We start from the raw sequence: 19955 nt of genomic DNA on the forward strand, positions 1-19955 counted from the left end.
GCCTCCTTATTTTTAGAAGAACCACTCTGATGAGGGAAAGGTGGATAAATAAAAAACGCCAATCCATTGAAGGAATGACGTTAACAGTCTCATTATTGTTTGTAAAACAAAATTAAGAGATTCACGCCACTTCCCTACGCTAGTATGAACTAGATCAGGTTCTAAGGGATCAAGAAAGAATCTTGTCTCAGCCATAAAATGGCACCCCTAGTGGAACTTGTTATGAAATTATACTAATCGTAACACCATTTTTTGGTAATATCAAGGATTATCATCAAGTATAGTGAAAATACTGAATCTTCTCCAATGACATATCTGAATTATTCTTGAAACAGCACTTGAGCAGAAAGCGAGCCAATTAGGGAAAGAAACAGTGAGAAACGGTCCGAATGTGTGAGGGAGACATATACTCAATTTTCTATTTATATTGATTATAGAAGCCAATATAGCTGATCATTCTTCCTGTTTTTCCTTGATCAGCGCGATGAGAGAAAAACAGGTCGTTGTCACAACTCGTGCAAAAGTTGGACGTGAGAAGGTGATCTTCTTGAATGCCAGCATGTAAAAGTAGTAAATAATTGACGGACTTTAAATCAAGGCGATACTGCCCATCACTTATTTGTTCATAAGGAGAGGTAGTGAATGATACAGCCTCTAGAACTTTATCTACTTCATTAATTACGTGGTCATCAACAATATAACAGCATTGGTTAATCGATGGTCCAATTGTTACATAAATCTCTGATGGAGGAATTTTCTCCATCATATCCCATAGCTGAACCATCTTTCCCGAAATATTCTTAACAGTACCTTTCCAACCTGCGTGAGCAATGCCAATCATGTGATAATTAGGAGCGAAAAAATAAACTGGTACACAATCTGCGTAACATAACGTAAGTAATATATCTTTTTGATTCGTATAGAAGCCGTCGGTTCCTTTAATACTATCGTTATAATCATCAACTCCAGATCCAGTCAGGACGCTTGAAACTTTAACAATTTGATCTTCATGAACTTGATCTGCACATACCCAATTTTCTAGTGAGAAACCAAGTTGATCTGCTAGTTGTTGGCGATTGGTAATGACATTGTGACCCTCGTCGCCAACATGTAAACCGAAATTATTTGATTTATAAGGGAAATGACTTGTGCCACCATGCTTAGTTGTGAAACCGGCAACGAGCTCGGGATTTATTTTTGTCCAATCTTTAATAGTTAGTGTTGAATCGGTTGTTTGGATAAAGGATTCATCCATAAATACCCCTCCATTTTGTAACTGTGAAGAATTAGTTTACTATCCATTCCTCATCATTATATAATACGAAATTTGAATATAAAAGTTCTGAGTAGAAGCAAAATTGTACATCTGTGAATACAAAAGAGCCCCTTATTTCAGGAGCTCTAAACATAATAGGTTTGCTACGATTTATCTTTAGGTTGATACATTTCATATGCTTTTGGTGTTTCTTTCTCTGTCACTCGTTTTGTAGATTTCTTTAATTTATATACCGTGAACGAGGCAGCAATAAAAACGAAGATCATAAAAATGTATGCATAACCCATTCCACCTTCTGATGGATCAGGGATCGTAAATAAATCCATGTTTCCCACAGCCTTTCACATAATAATAAGTATTAATAGTAATTATAGCAAGTTCTCAATAAGATTTCACCAAAGACGTATTATAAAGATGATTCTTTCTTATATGGTTTAGGAGACATTAAACTAGCGATGATTCCTAATGCAGGAAACACCATCATAAATATCAAGATTTCTTGATAACCACCAAACCAATCATATGCAATTCCAAACGGTAGTGGTCCGAATGCAGATGCTGATACAGTAACTGTCGTTGCAACTCCCTTAATACTACCTATGTGCTGTCGGCCAAAATAATCAGGGAACACCATAGATACAACAATTCGTTCGATACCCCCGATGAAGCCCCAAAGTATACCAAATGCGATGGCCCAAACAAAAGAATCTGTAAAGTACAAAGTAATGATGAAGATGAATTGACCAAAGAAAACAAAAGCGAACATGTAATGAATTTTCACTTTTTCAAGAATAAAACCGGCTAACATTGTAACCGGGAAACCGACCATTGCCATTAAGCTTAAGATGAAGGCTGCGGCTGTTAAACTTAGACCACTTCCACTAAGGATCGAGAAAAGGTGGAATGTTAGACCTGTATTAAGCATCGATGGAATGCCAATACAGAGTAGTAAGAGCCAAAACTGGCGTGTTCTCATTGTTTCCTTTAACGTCCAAGAGATATCATTTTTAAGTTTTGGTGTGTGTTCACCTTCATTAATTTCTATTTTTTTATTATCTGGAAGGAGACCGATATCTTCTGGTTTATTTTTCATAAAGAAAAATGAAATGGGGACGAAAAAAATAATGATTGTAGCACCTAATATACGCCAAGCATTTTCCCATCCATAACTTGAAATTAGCCAAGCATTGAGCGGAGGGAAAAGAGTAGAACTTAGAAAGCCTCCAATCATCATGAAGCTAAATGCTCGCCCTCGCTTCTCAATGAACCATTGGGGAATGAGAGTATTCGATACGAGAGTCATAGATCCTTGGCCAAGAAAACGTATTAAGAAGAAACCAATAAACAACATGAATGGATTGACAACGATGCTATTCCAAAAACAAGCAATTGCAAGCAGAATACTAACAGTTAATGAAACGGTTCTTTGCCCAAACTTGTCAATGCTTGAGCCAACAAGAAAGAGTAAAAATCCAGCAGTTAATGTTGCTCCCGAGTAAATACCGGAGACAAGAGACCTTTCCCAATTAAAGTCCAAAATATAATAATCTATGAATACCGCATTTGAATATGTTTGTCCAGGACCAGAGAAAAATAAGCCCATTGCTCCGATTAATACAATATACCAACCGTAATAAAAAGTTGGTGCATCTTGTTTATTTTGTTTTTTTATCATATGAATATCCTTTCTAGATGGTAAGCTACGTTTTATTTTAACAGATATTTCGATAAACGTAAGACCGAAATTATTTTACTGAACGAAAAAACATATTGTTGGTAAGAAAAGTATGTTGAATTCGTTTGAATGATAAGGGAAAAGTGAATAAGGAGTAACGATAGTTGATTAAGTGAGGAAGTAGCGCATACAGCGTAGAAAAATTTTATATGGTAAAATTAACTTAGAGTTAATCAAATACTGATTCAACGTTAGCTCGTGAATTCAGGTATTATTTTAATTGTGAAACAAAACAATCGACGAATCGTATATACAGGGAAACCGATCAAATGTTGAGTGAAAAGAAGAAATGAAGAAAGGAGATATATTTAATGGAGTTACTAGCTTCACATCCTTACTATAAAGTCCAAAGAGAGATAAACAGTATTCAACAAAAAAATGTTGAATATGAACGGACGTTATATTTATATGAAGATAAGCTAATTACAAAACATCGAGAATTCTCCTCAGAAGCAGTGTTTGATATGTCATACCGTGAGTTGAAGAGTGGAGAAGAAGGAACACTCTTTGTTCATACAAATCAAGGAGTTTTCACTTACATTGTTAAGGAAGATCCTACACCGTTTATTAAAGTGTTTAAGGAATTGGAAAAGAAGTTAGGTCATAAGAGTAGTGAATGATCTTTTTTAGGCACTACTAAACATTGCTATTGTTAATAGGAAGGGGGATGCTCTTCAATGGAGTGAATTTCGGCTGCGGAGTGGGGGAGCCTCTTGGAGCTTTGCAGAGTCTAGCCTTGCTTGATCTTCCGCAGGATTATTCGTATATAAATATTTATTCGTTTCAATTGTAAGCGTAGCCACTGTTCAACTATAATTAGTTATACAAGTATTAGAAGGAGGTCTTAATGAATTATCGTAGACTAGGTAATACGAATCTGAAAATTAGTGAATTAAGCTTTGGTACATGGGCGATTGGTGGTTCGTGGGGAGATGTAAATGACCAAGATGCCATTGCTGGCTTGAAAAAGGCGATGGATCTTGGTGTAAACTTCTTTGATACAGCAGATGTATATGGTGCTGGCCACAGTGAAGAGTTGTTAGCAGAAGCTACTAAGGGTAAAGAGGATAAGATTTATATTGCTAGTAAATTCTGCCGAGCGGGAGATATTCATGATCCCGCGACATATTCAGAAGAATCAGTCAGAAACTACTTGGAAAACACACTTCGTCGATTAAATCGTGATCGTCTCGATTTATATCAAATTCATTGTCCCCCCCTCGAAATATTGAAGGATGGGAAAGTATTTGAGGTGCTGGATAAACTTCAAGCTGAAGGGAAAATTCGCTACTACGGTGTTAGTGTTGAAACGGTGGAAGAAGCACTTCTGTGTATGGAGTATAAAAATGTTCGTGTTCTACAAATCATTTTTAATTTATTTCGCCAAAAACCAGTATCAGAATTATTTCCAGTAGCCATTGATAAAGGAGTGGGCATTTTGGCAAGGGTCCCGCTTGCGAGTGGTTTATTAACTGGAAAGTTTACAAGTGATCATGCATTTGCTGAAGATGATCATCGAAAGTTTAATAGCGACGGACAACAGTTCAATGTCGGGGAAACGTTCGCGGGTCTTCCTTTTGAAAAAGGTGTGGAACTTAGTAGTGAGGTTTCATGGATCGCTGATGGTCGTGGAAATATGACGCAGGCAGCATTAAAGTGGATTTTGCAACATCATGCGATTTCTGCAGTTATTCCTGGCTTCAGAAATGTTAATCAAGTAGAAGATAATTTGAAAGCACTTGAAACGAGTAAATTTACTCCGAAAGAAATGAATCGAATACAAGAGTTTTACAACAATAAAGTACACGATCATATCCGAGGAGCTTATTAAGATCGAATCGAAAATGTTAAAAGAGGCTATCCCAAAAAAAGTATTTTTGGTGACAGCCTCTTTTGCATATTATGCTAATGCCTCTAACTCTGCTTCGACAAATATCATTAATTGTTTGATCATGTCTTCAGAAAAATCGAATCGAATACCTGCAGCTTCGTACACCTTAGACAAAGATTGAGAGGAACCGAGTGATAATGCTTTTTTGTAGTTAGCAAGCGCTAACTTGGGATTTTCGCAATATTGTTTGTACATTTGTACGGCGCCGAGTTGAGCAATGACATACTCAATAAAATAGAATGGAACTTCAAAGATATGAAGAATCCGAAGCCATGACGTTTCATTCCATTTTTCGTAACCTGTCCAGTCGACAACGGTTGAATTCAATTCAGTTTGTAAACTGGCGAACTTTTTGTTTCTTTCTTCGGCTGTATGCTTGGGATTTTCGTACATCCAGTGTTGAAATTGATCAACAACCATCCCCATTGGTAAAAATTCAATGATACCTCGTAACTGATCTTGTTTTGCTCGAACCAGGTCTTCTTTGTTTTCATAAAATAATTCCCATTGGTCCATTGTCAATAATTCCATCGACATACTAGCTAATTCAGCAGATTCACTTGGCATATCTCTATATTTACTCAAAGCTAAATCTTTAGTTAAATCATTATGGATGCAGTGCCCCATCTCGTGAAGCAACGTAATCATGTCATCATGTGTTGTCGAAGCGTTCATGAAAATAAACGAAAGTTGTGAAACTGGTAAGGGGGCGCATAAACCTCCAGGAGCTTTCCCTTTTCTTGTAGTTAAATCGAGCATACTCCGCTTATCCATTGTTGTTAGTAATTCTTCAAAGCGAGGATCAAGGTTTGAAAAAATTGTCGCAGATCTTTTCACTAATTGGTCCCTGTCTTCGAATGGCTTTAATGGTTGTTGCCCATTCGCAACTCCTTTGGTATCCCAGGGGCGATAGGTTTCAACACTTAGTTCCTGTTGGTGATTCCTTTGGATTTTTTCTTTTAAAGGTGTGACATGTTTACGAATTGACTCCGCTAACTCTTTACAGTCATCAGGAGTGTAATCAAAGCGTTCATACTTTTTAAACATATAATCGCGATAGTTATCTACATTTGCGTAATCAGCTTTTTTCTGACGAAGGGTAATAAGGTCATCCATAATTATTTGAAGCTCGGATTCTTTTGATAGAAACGCCTCTGCAGAAAGTTGTACAGCTTTTTTTCTCGTTTCACGGTTAGCGTCTTGTGTATAAGCTGATATTTCACTTATTGTTTTTTCCTCACCATTCCAATTAACTGTCAGTCCACCGGTATGTTCGAAATAACTTGTTGAAAGACGGTCTTCTTCTACTTCTAGCTCGATATTATCTTCACGAAAAAGAGCCTTAGCATTCTTTTTACTTTTTATAAACTGGTGGAATTCATCTGGATCAAGTTTTTCTATAAATGGGCTAGAAAGAAATTTATCATCTAAGAGAGCATCGTATTTTTTTATCAATGGCTCTATCACTTGTTGATCGTGTTCAAAAGTTTGTTTAGCGGAGGTGGAATCGCTCTGTGATTGAAAGTCTATGTAATGTCCTGTCAGTCCTTCTTCAATGGCATCAAATAAATCAGATTGTCGAATTAACCAATCTTCCAATTGTGCAACGGAAGTAATTGGTTCGTTCACTAAGTCCTGAAAGAACGTTTCAATTAATTCTGGTTTTTGGAAATCCAATTTTGCTTGATAAAATGTTGTCATAGTACGCCTCCTATTTCCTAATAGATTCCTATTTAGCATAATATATTATTAATTAAACGTCGAATGATCATAGCTAGGTGAGCAAAGTAGAATGTGGTATGATTCAACTATGTTTGTGTTAGAAATTAAAGAGGTTTACGTAGGGGGACGATATGAAGAAAACGTTGATAATTATTTTAATCATACAATTTCTAGTTTATGCTGGATTCGGAATGGTCATTCCGGTTTTGCCAGAAGTCGTCGCGGACGTTAGTGGTGGTGCCGGTCATATTGGCGGTTTATTAGCCATTTATTCATTGGCTTCTTTTTTGACTGCACCTACTTGGGGCCATTGGGCTGACCGGCATGGCAGACGAAGAATTTTAATGCTAGGGTTGTTTGGCTATGCACTAGGATTTATCTTATTTGGGTTATTTCTTGACTCCGTGTTAATGATGTACATAGCAAGAGGATTGAGTGGCATTTTTGCAGGAGCATTATATGCAGCAGCGATGTCGACAGTTTCGGATATTTCTGATGACAAGACTCGCAATCGCAATTTAGGTTTGGTCGGTATGTCAATTGGTGTTGGTTTTATTTTTGGACCAGCTTCTGGTGGATTGCTAAGCGTATTTGGGTTTGCTGTCCCATTCTTTTTAGCTGGAGGAATAATGTTAGTTCTTGTACCTTTTGCTTGGAAGAATTTAGATGACGCTAATTGGGTAAAAGTCGAAGCTGAAAAAAATCAAAAATGGCTACCGTCGATCACAATTCCGTCAAATGAAACACTGAAAATCTTACTTATCATGAGTTTTAGTGCGTCGTTTTTGTTGGCAGGCCTAGAAAGTGTGTTTCAAATTTATGGGATGGATATTATTGAGATGACTCCAACGGAAATGGGAACACTGTTTTTTATTAGTGGAATTATTTTAGCGTTAGTTCAAGGTGGATTGCTAAGAAAGGTGAAGACTGGAACAGAGTATCGATGGATTATTGTCGGTCAAATTGCATCAGGTCTTGCATTCCTATTTATGGCGATCGTTTTCAATATGGTTTTAGCGGCAATATATTTAATCTTATTCGTTGTCGGAAATGCGGTAATCCGAACGCTCTCCCTATCACTGATAACAAGGGCTAGTGGCAATAGGTCTGGCTATGCATCAGGGTTACAGTTTTCGGCAGACAGTATGGGGAGAATTATCGGACCGTTGCTTTTCGCATTTTTGTATGATGTGATTGCAGGCCAATTGTTCTATTTCGCATTTGCTATTTCGATGTTATTTGTGATCTTTATGTTGTTTAATAAGCAGAAATTAAAAATTGCGTCTAATCAAGAACCCGAAAGAAAACAAGGATAATGGAATATTTCCAAAATGGAAAACCAAATTAGAGGAGTTTTCCCTTTTGATATCGAAATAATCAACAAAACAGAGGTTCTAGGGAGGTTAAGAAGATGAAAATACTAATTTTAGGTGCAGGAGCAATAGGTGGGTATTTTGGTGGTCGCCTACTGGAAAAAGGAGAAGATGTGACATTTCTCGTTCGAGAAAAAAGAGCGAATCAATTAAAAAAGAATGGTTTGATTATTAAAAGTATCCATGGAGATGTGTCTTTGAGAGCAACAACTATTCAGGCGGGAGCCGGGGATGATTATCCTTTCGATATCGTATTCATAGCAACGAAGGCATATCATCTAAGTGATGCGATGGAAGCTTTGAACCCTTTTGTGCGCGACTATACGATCGTCGTTCCTTTATTAAACGGGGTTGAGCATATTGAGGAATTATATTCTTATTTTTCCAAAGACCAGGTCATAGGTGGCCTCTGTTTTATTGAGTCAACTTTAAATGAAGAAGGACATATTATTCAGACTAGTGAAAAGCATGAACTTGCCTTTGGGGAAATGTCTGGTAAGGTTACTGATCGCATCAAACAACTAGACGAGTTATTTTCGGGTACGAAAGCTACATTTAGATTAAGTGAGCATATTCAGCAGGATTTGTGGCATAAATACTTGTTTATCACAACAATATCAGGGATTACTTCTTTGATGCGTTCACCTATAGGGCCGATTCGAGATACGTTAGAAGGTAGAACATACATCCAACAGTTGTTCGAGGAAGTCCGATTAACAATGGAAGAGGCAAGAGCTCCGATTGCTGAGGGAATCGTTGAAAAACAAATGATGATTGTTGAACAATTAGGAGCAAAAATGAAGTCTTCCATGCTTCGAGATATAGAAAAAGACAATCAAATTGAAGCGGACCATCTACAAGGTTATTTGTTATTGTTAGCAGAAAGATCAGGAGTGGAAACGCCTTTGTTAAAGCTGATTTATCAACATTTGAAGGTTTATGAAAAAAACCATCCTTTTTAGGATAAAGATGGAACCTGTACGTCATAGAAGAAACGAGGTAGCTCATAATTTGAGCTACCTCGTTTCATAATTTATGGAGTTTCAACAATCGTAACTTCAACATTTCGTCGACCGAATGAAAACGCCTCATCTTTCGTTGGTACATGTAAGTCGATACGGTTACCTTTAATTGCGCCACCAATGTCTCCTGCAACAGCGCGGCCATAACCTTCAACTTCTACAATTGACCCAAGTGGAATCACATTAGGATCGACGGCGACTACCTTTTTATTAGGATTACTTCTAAGATCAATCCCTGTGTAAGTAACACCTGAACATCCGTCACAATAAGCTGTGTAAGCAGTTGCTTCCAATGTCATCGAAGCTTCAGGTTCATTGTTAGATGAAGAGCTTTCTTCAGCTGATTCATTTTCACTTGAAGTCGATTCTGGTTGACTTGAATTATCAGCTTGATTGGATCCGTTTGAATTTGATTCATTTGACTGAGATGTCTCTTCTGTCTCAGGTGGTTGAATATCTGGGTTATACCTGCTTGTCATATCGTGTAATGCTGAATAAGTATAAGGCCCGGCAACACCTTCGTCATCTTCTACTTCTTCATCATTTTGGAAATTTATTAAAGCTTCCTCTGTTAAGTCCTCAAATTTTCCATCTAAACGATATTCATAGTAGCCAAGTTCAGCTAGATCTTCTTGAAGTGCTAAAACAAGATCGCTTTCGTCTCCTTTTTCGAGTCCAATAAGTGCACTAGCAGTTTGGAGGCCGGCAAGACCGTCAACTAACAAGTCATATTTTTCCTGGAATTCCTTTACAGCTTCCTTTGTTGCTTCGTCATACTCATTGTTCCATTCATTTTCGTCTTCATCTTTTTCGAGGAAGTCACTTTCTCCCAAATGCTCTTTTAGTTCTATGATATGGTCATGAGCTTTTCCTTTATATAGAAGCTGATTTCCAAATTCTTTGTCGTTTGCCGCACCTACTTGTGTACCTGAGAAAAGAATAGCACTCACTGCAACGGCTGATACTCCGAATCGCTGAAGCGACCGGTTCGATTTAATTGTTTTCATAATAATGAAAACCTCCTTCTTCTGGTTCCTAATGCAACGAGACCAATCGTATCAGCCTAATTAAGAAGGATCAATGCTTTTCCATGTTATTTAATGTTATGAAAAGAGATTGTCACTGTCTGTAATCTGCTTGTCATTTATTAGAGAATTCCCCATAGTTTATATGTACTGAATTCGTTTATTTTTCAACCGTTTATAGAGATGCTTCTTATGTTGTTGGAGGGTTTTCTTTTCGCTGACTTTTCAACATAAGGAGTGTATGATTGACATTAAAGTTGATTGAGAGCGGTAACTATTGATATGATAAACGTTGTTATAGTTATATTATACGGAAAGCGGTGACCGTCTTTGGACGCGAAAACCCATCAAGATTACCAATTTGAAAAAAAGAGATTAGATGAAACGAAGTCACTAATACGAGCGGTTATTCTTGCTGCAGAATCAGATCGAAAGGACTTTCATGGAAATATTAAGCACGCGCTAGAAGAACTCGATCACCTAGATAGTAGTTTGAGTTGGGTGAATATACTGGCTAATGCGAATCTATTAGAGATGACGAAGAAGCATTTAGACCACTTGAAAAATGCGCAGGATAAGCCTTATTTTGCACGTATGGATTTTAATCCAGAGGAAACAAATGTAACAGAGAAGCTATATTTGGGAAAGACATCTCTCTTTCAACAAGAAAACCAAGAACCAGTCATCGTCGATTGGCGTTCTCCAATTGCCAACCTTTATTACGAAGGGAGACTCGGCAAGGTTACATATGAAGGGAACGATGGAACGTATTCTGGAACTTTAAATCTAAAACGTCAATATATTTTGGATGACGGGGAATTAGACGAAATTCGAGATATTGATATGACTGCAAGAGACGAGATGTTGCAAGAATCATTGACTACCAATGCCGATAGCCGATTAAAAGATATCGTATCAACGATTCAAGCCGAGCAAAATCAAATCATTCGTGCGCCTATGAATAAACCGTTAATTGTTCAAGGTGTAGCAGGAAGTGGTAAAACTACGATTGCCTTGCACCGAATTGCTTATGTCATCTATACGTATTCTGAGAGCTTCGATGCAGATCACATGATGATTTTAGCACCAAACAATCTCTTTTTGGATTATATCTCCGAAGTACTTCCAGAATTAGGCGTCGATGCTGTTAGACAAAAAACTTTTATCGATTATGTAGAAGATGCTGTCGGGAAGAAACTTAAATTTGTAGGAAAAGACGAGTTATTAACTACTTTAATGGATGATCAAAGCGAAGAATTAGTTGAAGAGAAATGTTGGATTGCAAAGTTCAAAGGTTCTATGGCATTTAAGCAAGTACTTGATGCATTTATTTCGGATAAGGAAGTGCAGATGATTCCTAAAGAAAATCTGATGCTCGAACGTTACAAAGTGTTCTCTGCAAAAAGAATTCATCAGCTGTTTTTTGAAGAATATACTTATTTGCCTCCTGCAAGAAGGATAGAGAAACTGAAAACAATTATTAAGAAACAAGGAAAAAGTAAAATAGAAGAGATTATTAAAAATGTTGAAGAAGTATATGATGATAAGATTGAAAAGGCGCTTTATGGCATAAGTGATAAAGAAATACGACGAGAAAAAGTCGTCGCACTTTCGGATAAAAAAGATGCTTATGTAGAGGAATTGAAAAAAGAATCTAAGTCATTGATTCGTGATTATATAAAAAAGTTCCCGAAAATAGATTACATAAAAGAATATAGAGAGTTGATGACGAATCACAGAGATATTATGAGATTCAGTCAACTTGAAGCTCAGCAATGTGAATGGCTTTCGAAAGATGCGGAATTATTGAAAAAAAGAAAGCTTTTTTCGATTGAAGATGCAGGAGCATTGCTTTATTTTGCCCATCGTTTTAATGGGATTCCAACAAACCTACAAATGAACAACGTGATTGTTGATGAAGCTCAAGATTACAGTGTTTTTGAATTTGAAGTAATGAAACGAGCGATGGGGACAGAAGTGTTTACGATACTTGGGGATTTATCTCAAGGGATTCATTCCTATAGAGGCGTTTCCGGTTGGGAAGATGTGATCGACGAAGTGTTTCCTAATGCTCAATTTAAACAATTGACACAAAGTTATCGAACAACGGTTGAAATTATGACTGAAGCGAATCATGTCCTAGATTATTTGCCTGAGAACCAAGCATATAAAGCGACACCTGTTGTTCGTCATGATAAATCTCCTGAGTTTCAGAAATTCCTATCAAAAAAAGAACTTGTCGTTGAAATTGAAAGAACGATTTCTAAACTGAAGGGGAAACAATATCAATCTTTTTCTGTTATCGGTAAAAATGAGAATGAATGTAAAGAAATTGAAAAATTGATGTTGAAGGAGACAAAATTGACCGTACAACGTTTAAGTGATTCTGATGAACAGTTTGATTCTGATCTTGTTATAGTTCCATCCTTTTTAGCTAAAGGTTTGGAGTTTGATGTTGTATTCATTGCATTACTAGATGAAGAATATACATTTAGTGAAGTCGATGTGAAATTACTTTATGTGGCAATGACTCGTGCATTACATCGCTTGTTTCTGTTTTCAGAAAAACAACATCGACTCCTTGTAGAAGAAATAAATCGGATAGAAGGCTAGTTACTTATAATCTTCGCTAATTTTTAGTATTTTTACGAATGTTTGATTTGTACCGAATACCTAATATCATATGAAAAAAATTAAAAAGGAGATCACCCTTCATGATTCAGAGAAAATCAGAACGAGAAATTGAGCTAATGAAAGAAGCTGGAAAACTGGTCGCGAGTATTCACCGTAAATTAGCAACGATGGTGAAACCAGGAGTAACGACAAAAGAATTGGATGGATTTGTAGAAAAAACTCTTCAAAAACATGGAGCAAAGCCAGCACAAAAAGGATATCACGGATACGCATTTGCGACTTGTGCATCAATTAATGATGAAATTTGTCATGGATTCCCTCGTAGTGAACCATTGAAAGAAGGTGACCTTGTGACGATGGACTTTGTTGTTGATCTTAATGGAGGGTTAGCGGATTCAGCCTGGACGTATACAGTTGGGAATGTATCTGATGAAATTAAACAACTTAACCGAGTGACGGAAGAATCGTTATATAAAGGGATTGAACAAGCGGTAGCAGGAAACCGAGTGGGAGATATTGGTGCGGCTATTCAATCGTTTGTTAAGCCTTATGGTTATGGGATTGTTCGTGATTTTGCTGGACACGGGATTGGACCAACGATTCATGAAGAACCGAATATTCCTCATTTCGGCAGAGCTGGTAAAGGCCAGCGTCTGAAGGAAGGAATGGTAATTACGATTGAACCAATGATTAATATTGGCGATTGGCAATCAAAGATGGATGATAATGGATGGACTGCGAGAACACGAGATGGAAGTATTTCAACGCAATATGAACATACATTGGTGATTACAAATGGCAAACCAATTATTACGACAGAACAAAATCAAGAAGGTCTTTGGGATCTATAAACAATAATAATGAGGATATCAATACAGTAATCAAGACTTTCCACTTTAAGGAAGGTCTTTTTTATTGTTGCATCCAGGAGGTTTAAAAGGGACGCTACAAACAAATATAAAAATATTTTAATGAAGTTTTCTAGTCTTAGGCAAGCACCATGATTGTAGACAATCATAGGCTATATAAAGAAACAGAAAGGAGAGAAAAACGTGAATGATGATCGAATTATAAACTGGCTATTTCCTGCTCAACCAGGGGTAACGCAAGATTATCAAGGAATTGGTTCTTTTCTTGGTTTTGGACCTGGAACTGGACCGGGAAGTCCTCCACCAGGGCCTCCTGGTCAACCTCCTAGGCCACCTGGATTCCCTACTGGCACCGGTGGTTATTCTCCTCCTGGTGGGCCACCAGGGCAACAAGGGCCTCCACCAGGACCTCCACCAGGGCGACCGCCTGCTCAGGCAACACAGCTTGGTGGAATTGGGACATTTGCTGTAGATCCAGGAGCATTTCATGGTTGTTTATATCGCTATACGTATGTTGTTTTAGAAAATCGACGGAGATTCTGGTTTTGGCCTACATTTATTGGAAGAACTTCTGTTGCAGGGTATAGGTGGAGACCTAGGCAATACAGATGGGTCTATATGGGAATTGATACAAATCAAATTCGCTCTTTCCAATGCTATTAACAAAAATACTTTTTCAGCTGTGTTTAAATAAATTTTAAACCAGCTTTTTTTTATTGATAGGAATCTGCTGATTTTTAAGTTGTGGAGGAAGGAAGTGAACACGGATCGTGCTGCGAATATTGTTGAATCATGTTATGTGTCGGAAGGGTTGATTTATATGTACGAATTGGATGTTTATATGTACCAATGTAACGTTAATCTGTAGGAATTAAAAAAACTACATATTTTTGTCCTTTAATTGTGTTGACGACAGGGTCTTCTTTATGAAATTGGTTTAATTAACTAAATAATGGATGAATGAAAGATAGGAAAAATGTATAATAGAAAGTAAGATAAAGTAGAAGATACAGTTCAACTTAGGGGGATTTCCATGTTGCAGTGGAATTGGATGACAAACGAAGCAGCACTTGAAATCGTAGAATGGGAATACGATGATGAATATTCATTCTACGATATTCAGAACGAAGTAGACGATTTAGATGAATTTTTGAATCCATTCAAGTGGAATCATTATGCAGCAATTTATGAAGATGATGAATTAGTTGGTTATTTCAGATTCAATCCACTGAATTTACATGATGTAGAAATTGCCTTAGGATTGCGCCCAGATTTAACTGGTTTAGGCAAAGGATATGCATTTACAAAATATGCAATTGAAACTGCGCTAAAATGGTATGAACCAAAAAAGTTACTTGTCAATGTAGCAGAATTTAATCAACGCGCAATTCATGTTTTTCAAAAACATAAGTTTGATAAAGTAAGTTATTTTCAGCGGAACACAAATGGCCGCGATTATCGATTTGTTAAATTGGAAAGAGACTTCTTATGATACCACTTCCAGAACGTTCATAAACTAGTAGAGGAGGAATATCTATGGAATTTGTACGTTACAATTCGGCCTTGACGGTGCTTGACTTAGCGGGAGAATTTCTTGCTAAACAAGAAGCAATTCATAATCTTCCTCTTGGAATACTTAGACAATTAGCAAAGCTTGAAAAAACCTCTGGGTCAATACCAAACGATATGTTGATGGCATTAGGAATAGATGAGGAGAATTTTGTGAAAGTTGTGCTTGTTAGAACACCGCCACGGAATCTGATTATTTGTGGACAACTTTCCGTTTTAAAAAAAGCAGCACAGTGGATATATAGTATTGGCATCGACATTCCAGGAGTTGTCGGGTGTACGGATACGTCTAAGACATTTGCAAATGAGTGGTCGAATCTTACTGGGCACCGTGCTGTAGCATGTATGAAGCAAAATATTTACCAATTGAAAAATCTTCAAGAGTATCCTAGGAAACCTGGTCGGCTCAGTTATGCAACAGAGGATGATATTGCGTTGGTTATGTCTTGGACCGAAGAATTTGAAGAAGAAGCGTTAGGACTAACCGAACACCCGAACTTGGAAGAAACAGTTCGAAAAGAGATTAGTAACAACCAAGTATTTTTTTGGCGGAACGATCAATGTACGCCTGTCTCGATGGCAAAACGAGCAAGGGAATTGCCAAATGGTATTGTCGTTAACTTTGTCTATACTCCTGAAGAGTACCAACGAATGGGTTATGCAACAACATGTGTCGGTGCATTAAGTGAACGGCTTTTAAACGAAGGGTTTAAATTTTGTAGTTTGAATACCGATGCGGAAAACCCTACTTCAAATTCTATTTATATGAAAATTGGCTATGAACCGATTGGCGATGCTGTTGAATATCGTTTTGAGGAGATTTCGAATTCACCTTAAGGGTGAATTTTTTTGTACAGAAAAAGAGGTTACAAAAAGCAGAAAAAATAGTATAATAAGACTGAATATTTAGAATCATATCAGATCATTTTCACAATGGATAACTTATTTAATATAAGTATCTTGATGGATAGAAAAGCTCTAGGAAATAAAAAATAAAGTAAATCTACTAGAGGAGTGTCGTTGATGTTTACTTTTCCATCTTTATTCCATCATGCAGCCCTGAAAATTTCTTTATTTTACCTTTTGTTAGGAATCCTATGGATAACTGTTTCAGATGGCTTAGTCGATCATTATATAACGAACTCGAAAATTGCTTTAATTATCCATACGACAAAAGGGGTAGGCTATGTTGTTGTAACATCAATTCTCCTCTATATTTTGATAAAAATTTATTTTAATAAGAACGAACAAATTCATGAAAAGCTAATTGATGAAAAGAAGCAAAGGATTGAAGTCCTTACCAGTTCGAGAAAGATTTTGGAAAGTATTAGTGATGCGTTCTTTTCAGTAGATGAAACCTTTGCTTTTACTTACATGAACAATGAAGCGAAACGATTATTAGGCAGAAAAACAAATGAAAATTTAATCGGTAAAAACCTTTGGAAAGAATTTCCTGATTTAATGGAAACAAAAATTCATTCTGCCTTACTTATTGCAAATCAAGAGTATACTAATCAGTCATTTGAAGAGTTTTATAAGAGTCAATCGTCATGGTTTGATGTCAGGGTATTTCCTTCTGGAAAAGGAGTTTCTGTATTCTTTTTAAATGTGAATGAACGTAAAAAACATGAAGCCGAATTGGAACACCTTCTTCAATTTGATTATATGACAGGGTTACCTAATCGTTTTAGCTTAACAAGAGATGCAGAAGATATGCTTGCTAAAGCGGTTAAAAGAGAATCAAAGCTAGCACTAATAGTTATTGATATTAACCGCTTTAAAACAATAAATGATACGTTTGGTCACCATATTGGTGATGAATTGTTGAAACAGGTAGCTAAAAGATTGGAATCTACTTCGGAGCAACTACCTATTCAAGTTTATCGTAATGGTGGAGATGAATTCTCATTACTTTATCAAGATGTGCAATCGTTCGAAATATTGAACAAAGTATTAGCAAGTGTGGTTAAGGAGTTAAGTAAACCATTTGAATTGAATGGTCAGCATATCGTTGTTGATGTAAGTGTAGGAATTTCTATTTTCCCTGATGATTCAGTGGATGCTCATACGCTTTTTCAACATGCAGCCATGGCTATGTACTTAGCAAAAGAAGAAGCCGGAGTAAGCATACAATTTTATTTAAACGGTCTTAGTCACCATATAGACTCCTTCCGTCTTGAACACGATTTGACAAAAGCATTGGAAAATAACGAAATATATTTACAATATCAGCCTAGATATGACTTGAAGAAAAAAAAGGTTGTTGGAGTTGAAGCTTTGGTACGTTGGAATCATCCAATAAATGGACGAATTCCTCCGTTAGATTTTATTCCGATTGCTGAAAAAACCGGCTATATCATTCGATTAGGGGAATGGATTATTGCAGAATCGTTTTCTCAATTGAAGGAGTGGGAAAAGCAAGGAATTCGTTTGGAGATGTCCATAAACTTATCGGCAAACCAAATAAGGAAAAGTAATTTCGTTGATGATGTGAGGATGTTACTAGACAAATATAGTGTTGAACCGAATAGAATTGAATTTGAGATAACTGAAACAGTGTTAATGTATCATATCGAAACCAGCTTAGCCACCATCAAAGAGTTGAAGAAATTAGGATGTAGAATTGCTTTGGATGATTTTGGGACGGGTTATTCTTCATTGAATTATTTGAAAACGATTCCAACAGATTATGTCAAGATTGATCGTTCCTTTATGAGTGAGGTTCCAGGAAATAAAGTGGATTCTGCAATCGTCGAAACAATTATTCATTTAGCAAGGCAACTAGGGATTTATGTAATCGCTGAAGGAATTGAAACAGAAGAGATGATCGACTTTTTAAAGAAGCATAAATGCGATGGTATTCAAGGGTACTTCATAAGTCGACCAGTAGATTCAATAGATGTACCTTCACTTATAAATAGATCATATCTAATATCATGATATGAGCTGTGAGCTAGTAGCTTCGGTTTTTTTCATGTAGAATAATAAATATAATCCTTATTTATATTTGCAGGAGGAGCCAACTATTGTCAAAACAGAATAAACGTATGAGAAAGCGATTGGAAGAAGGAAGAACAGCTTTTATTGTAAAAGAAGGTCTTTATCATTTTGGAGTAAAGTTATGGGTTTTGTATTTGATCGTAACGTATATGATTTCTTATCGTTTTGATCCATCATTATTTGTTGTTCGTGGAGAATTGATACGAAGCGGAATATATTTGTTAGCCTTCCTTGCGATAGGTAGTTATTGGGGATTTTTCTGGTTCCAAATGCATACTGCTGACAAAAAACGAGAAAATGACAAAAGTAAATCAGAGTGACGTAAAGCGTCACTCTGATTTACTATGTGAAATATTCAATTTTTGCTTCAGGAAAATATTGCTCCTGATAGTGATGAAGATGGTACTGAATAGCTTCTTGCTCATCTGTTTGGTAAACATATTTTCCGATTCCGTATTTTCCCCACTTATATTTGCGTTTTTCCTCATCTAGTTCTAGTTTGGTCATTGGATAATTTTTTTGAATTACACGTTTTGCGGGTTTAGTAAAACGATGTTGAATCAATTCAAAAGTCATTCCTTCGCGAAATTTCTCAGGAAGATGCTCATCGAGCAATTGAAACATTTTCAAATAGCCTTCCTCCCACCCCTCATGTAAGTAGATGGGGGCGATGATAAAACCTAGTGGATAACCAGCTTCGGCTACCTTTGCTGCGGCCTTAATTCTTTCAGTTAAAGGGGAAGTTCCATGTTCAAAGTTTCGAATCACATAATCAGCATTGATACTGAAGCGGAAGCGCGTTTTTCCTCTATGGTCTGCATCTAATAAATGATCGATATGATGATATTTAGTTACGAAACGAAGCTTCCCGTAGTCAGATTTCCCAAAATGTTCAATTGCCTGTTTTAACGAATGGGTTAAATGGTCGATTCCTACAATATCAGACGTACAAGCAGCTTCAAAACGCGTTTCTTTAGGCGCACGTTCCGCCATATAGGAATCTGCTGCGTCTAGAATTTCATCCACATTCACATAAGTTCGAATGTAGGGTTTGCTTCCCATCGTTGTTTGTAAGTAGCAGTATTGGCAATGTCCCATACATCCTGTAGCTAATGGGATTGCATATTCAGCAGAAGGTTTCGACGTATCAAATTTCAATGTTTTTCGGATTCCAACCACGAGTGTTGACTTAGCATTTCTATATTTTTGTAAATCATTTTTTCCTGGGATGTTTCTTACTTGATTATGAGATGTTGTTTCTCTGATTTCGATCCCCATTGCTTCGAATTTAGTTTTTAATTGTCTTCCTAAAGCATATTCTAATGCGTCTGGTTCAATATATACGAGTTGTGGTACAAAAGGTTCGATCATAAATCAAAGGCCTCGTGTAGAGGGGAAATTCCTGCTTGATTTTCATCACTACTTGCAAAAATTTCGCGATATTCATCTTCAGCTTCACCATAACTCGAGTAAATCGCAAATTCATCGGTTAAAGGATAATACTCATCCATAAAAAAGAGAGATAATTCACCTGGATGATAAGGGTTTTCTACGATATTTGCACCTTGAATATGTGCGACAGATTGTGTGTGTGGATTGCGTTGAATGACATATACTTGGTCACCAGAATGATATTGGTTGTTAGTCATAATTATTACTCCCTCGTAGATTAATTAGATTTCTTTTTATCATTAGAGAGAAAGGGGATTGTTATGCGTGGAAAAAATATCATTAGAAAAACTTGCCTTGTCGCCAAGTCCGTCATGGCGAAAGCCTTAGTTTATCTTATACTTTAATCCATAGGGAAGTTAAACATTTTTAAAGTGTTAGAAAAACTTG

The 19955-nt window shown here is 36.7% G+C and carries 18 protein-coding genes and 1 riboswitch; of the genes, 11 read left to right on the plus strand and 7 right to left on the minus strand.

What is annotated here, in order from left to right:
• Positions 1–114: 114 nt before the first annotated feature.
• Positions 115–219: riboswitch (TPP riboswitch) on the minus strand.
• Between the two features lie 199 nt (positions 220–418).
• From pgeF to ACM26V_RS23180, 3 genes are all read right to left on the minus strand, one after another.
• Entirely contained in the window at positions 419–1255 is an 837-nt protein-coding gene (gene pgeF, locus ACM26V_RS23170; RefSeq protein WP_416149114.1) for a peptidoglycan editing factor PgeF, read from the minus strand.
• Between the two features lie 164 nt (positions 1256–1419).
• A complete protein-coding gene (locus tag ACM26V_RS23175; RefSeq protein ID WP_416149115.1) occupies positions 1420–1602 on the minus strand; it encodes a hypothetical protein in 183 nt (60 codons plus the stop codon).
• 80 nt (positions 1603–1682) lie between these two features.
• Positions 1683–2951 carry an MFS transporter gene (locus ACM26V_RS23180; protein ID WP_416149116.1) on the minus strand — a complete coding sequence of 423 codons (1269 nt, stop codon included), beginning with the start codon at positions 2949–2951 and terminating at the stop codon, positions 1683–1685.
• Between the two features lie 371 nt (positions 2952–3322).
• Here ACM26V_RS23180 and ACM26V_RS23185 point away from each other — a divergent pair, with 371 nt between their 5' ends.
• Together ACM26V_RS23185 and ACM26V_RS23190 are read left to right on the plus strand one after the other, a co-directional pair.
• Positions 3323–3631 carry a hypothetical protein gene (locus ACM26V_RS23185; protein WP_416149117.1) on the plus strand — a complete coding sequence of 103 codons (309 nt, stop codon included), beginning with the start codon at positions 3323–3325 and terminating at the stop codon, positions 3629–3631.
• 227 nt (positions 3632–3858) lie between these two features.
• Positions 3859–4842: an aldo/keto reductase gene (locus ACM26V_RS23190; RefSeq protein WP_416149118.1), complete on the plus strand. Its 984-nt coding sequence runs from the start codon at positions 3859–3861 to the stop codon at positions 4840–4842.
• A 69-nt stretch (positions 4843–4911) separates the two neighbouring features.
• Here ACM26V_RS23190 and ACM26V_RS23195 read toward each other — a convergent pair whose 3' ends face one another.
• On the minus strand, positions 4912–6603 hold the full coding sequence (locus ACM26V_RS23195; RefSeq protein WP_416149119.1) for a M3 family oligoendopeptidase: 1692 nt from the start codon (positions 6601–6603) through the stop codon (positions 4912–4914).
• Between the two features lie 152 nt (positions 6604–6755).
• On the opposite strand from ACM26V_RS23195, the gene ACM26V_RS23200 reads away from it, so the two are divergent.
• Both ACM26V_RS23200 and ACM26V_RS23205 read left to right on the plus strand, forming a co-directional pair.
• Positions 6756–7940, plus strand: a complete 1185-nt coding sequence (locus ACM26V_RS23200) for an MFS transporter (RefSeq protein ID WP_416149120.1) — start codon at positions 6756–6758, stop codon at positions 7938–7940.
• A gap of 95 nt (positions 7941–8035) precedes the next feature.
• A complete protein-coding gene (locus tag ACM26V_RS23205; RefSeq protein ID WP_416149121.1) occupies positions 8036–8959 on the plus strand; it encodes a ketopantoate reductase family protein in 924 nt (307 codons plus the stop codon).
• 71 nt (positions 8960–9030) lie between these two features.
• On the opposite strand, the gene ACM26V_RS23210 is transcribed toward ACM26V_RS23205, so the two are convergent.
• Positions 9031–10026, minus strand: coding sequence for a peptidoglycan-binding protein (locus ACM26V_RS23210; RefSeq protein WP_416149122.1), 996 nt, complete (start codon positions 10024–10026; stop codon positions 9031–9033).
• A gap of 348 nt (positions 10027–10374) precedes the next feature.
• Between ACM26V_RS23210 and helD the strand changes: the two genes are divergently transcribed.
• The 7 genes from helD to ACM26V_RS23245 all read left to right on the plus strand — a co-directional run bounded on the left by helD (position 10375) and on the right by ACM26V_RS23245 (position 18436).
• Complete coding sequence (helD, locus tag ACM26V_RS23215) at positions 10375–12657, plus strand: RNA polymerase recycling motor HelD (protein ID WP_416149123.1); 2283 nt, start codon at positions 10375–10377, stop codon at positions 12655–12657.
• Positions 12658–12758: 101 nt separating this feature from the next.
• A complete protein-coding gene (map, locus tag ACM26V_RS23220) occupies positions 12759–13529 on the plus strand; it encodes a type I methionyl aminopeptidase (RefSeq protein ID WP_416149124.1) in 771 nt (256 codons plus the stop codon).
• Between the two features lie 201 nt (positions 13530–13730).
• Complete coding sequence (locus tag ACM26V_RS23225; RefSeq protein WP_416149125.1) at positions 13731–14210, plus strand: hypothetical protein; 480 nt, start codon at positions 13731–13733, stop codon at positions 14208–14210.
• Between the two features lie 370 nt (positions 14211–14580).
• The gene (locus ACM26V_RS23230; RefSeq protein ID WP_416149126.1) at positions 14581–15039 is read left to right on the plus strand and encodes a GNAT family N-acetyltransferase; all 459 of its coding nucleotides are present in this window, start codon (positions 14581–14583) and stop codon (positions 15037–15039) included.
• A gap of 44 nt (positions 15040–15083) precedes the next feature.
• On the plus strand, positions 15084–15953 hold the full coding sequence (locus ACM26V_RS23235) for a GNAT family N-acetyltransferase (RefSeq protein WP_416149127.1): 870 nt from the start codon (positions 15084–15086) through the stop codon (positions 15951–15953).
• 186 nt (positions 15954–16139) lie between these two features.
• Entirely contained in the window at positions 16140–18056 is a 1917-nt protein-coding gene (locus ACM26V_RS23240) for an EAL domain-containing protein (protein ID WP_416149128.1), read from the plus strand.
• A gap of 86 nt (positions 18057–18142) precedes the next feature.
• Positions 18143–18436 (plus strand): hypothetical protein, encoded by a 294-nt coding sequence (locus tag ACM26V_RS23245; RefSeq protein WP_416149129.1) that lies wholly within the window; start codon positions 18143–18145, stop codon positions 18434–18436.
• A 22-nt stretch (positions 18437–18458) separates the two neighbouring features.
• Here the strand turns inward: ACM26V_RS23245 and splB are convergent, their stop codons facing one another.
• Both splB and ACM26V_RS23255 read right to left on the minus strand, forming a co-directional pair.
• On the minus strand, positions 18459–19487 hold the full coding sequence (splB, locus tag ACM26V_RS23250) for a spore photoproduct lyase (RefSeq protein WP_416149130.1): 1029 nt from the start codon (positions 19485–19487) through the stop codon (positions 18459–18461).
• Positions 19484–19765: a transcriptional regulator SplA domain-containing protein gene (locus ACM26V_RS23255; protein ID WP_416149131.1), complete on the minus strand. Its 282-nt coding sequence runs from the start codon at positions 19763–19765 to the stop codon at positions 19484–19486. Before ACM26V_RS23255 ends, splB begins: the two co-directional genes overlap by 4 nt.
• Positions 19766–19955: the final 190 nt, after the last annotated feature.

It is taken from the genome of Salipaludibacillus sp. HK11, assembly GCF_047795645.1.
Lineage (GTDB): Bacteria > Bacillota > Bacilli > Bacillales > Salisediminibacteriaceae > Salipaludibacillus.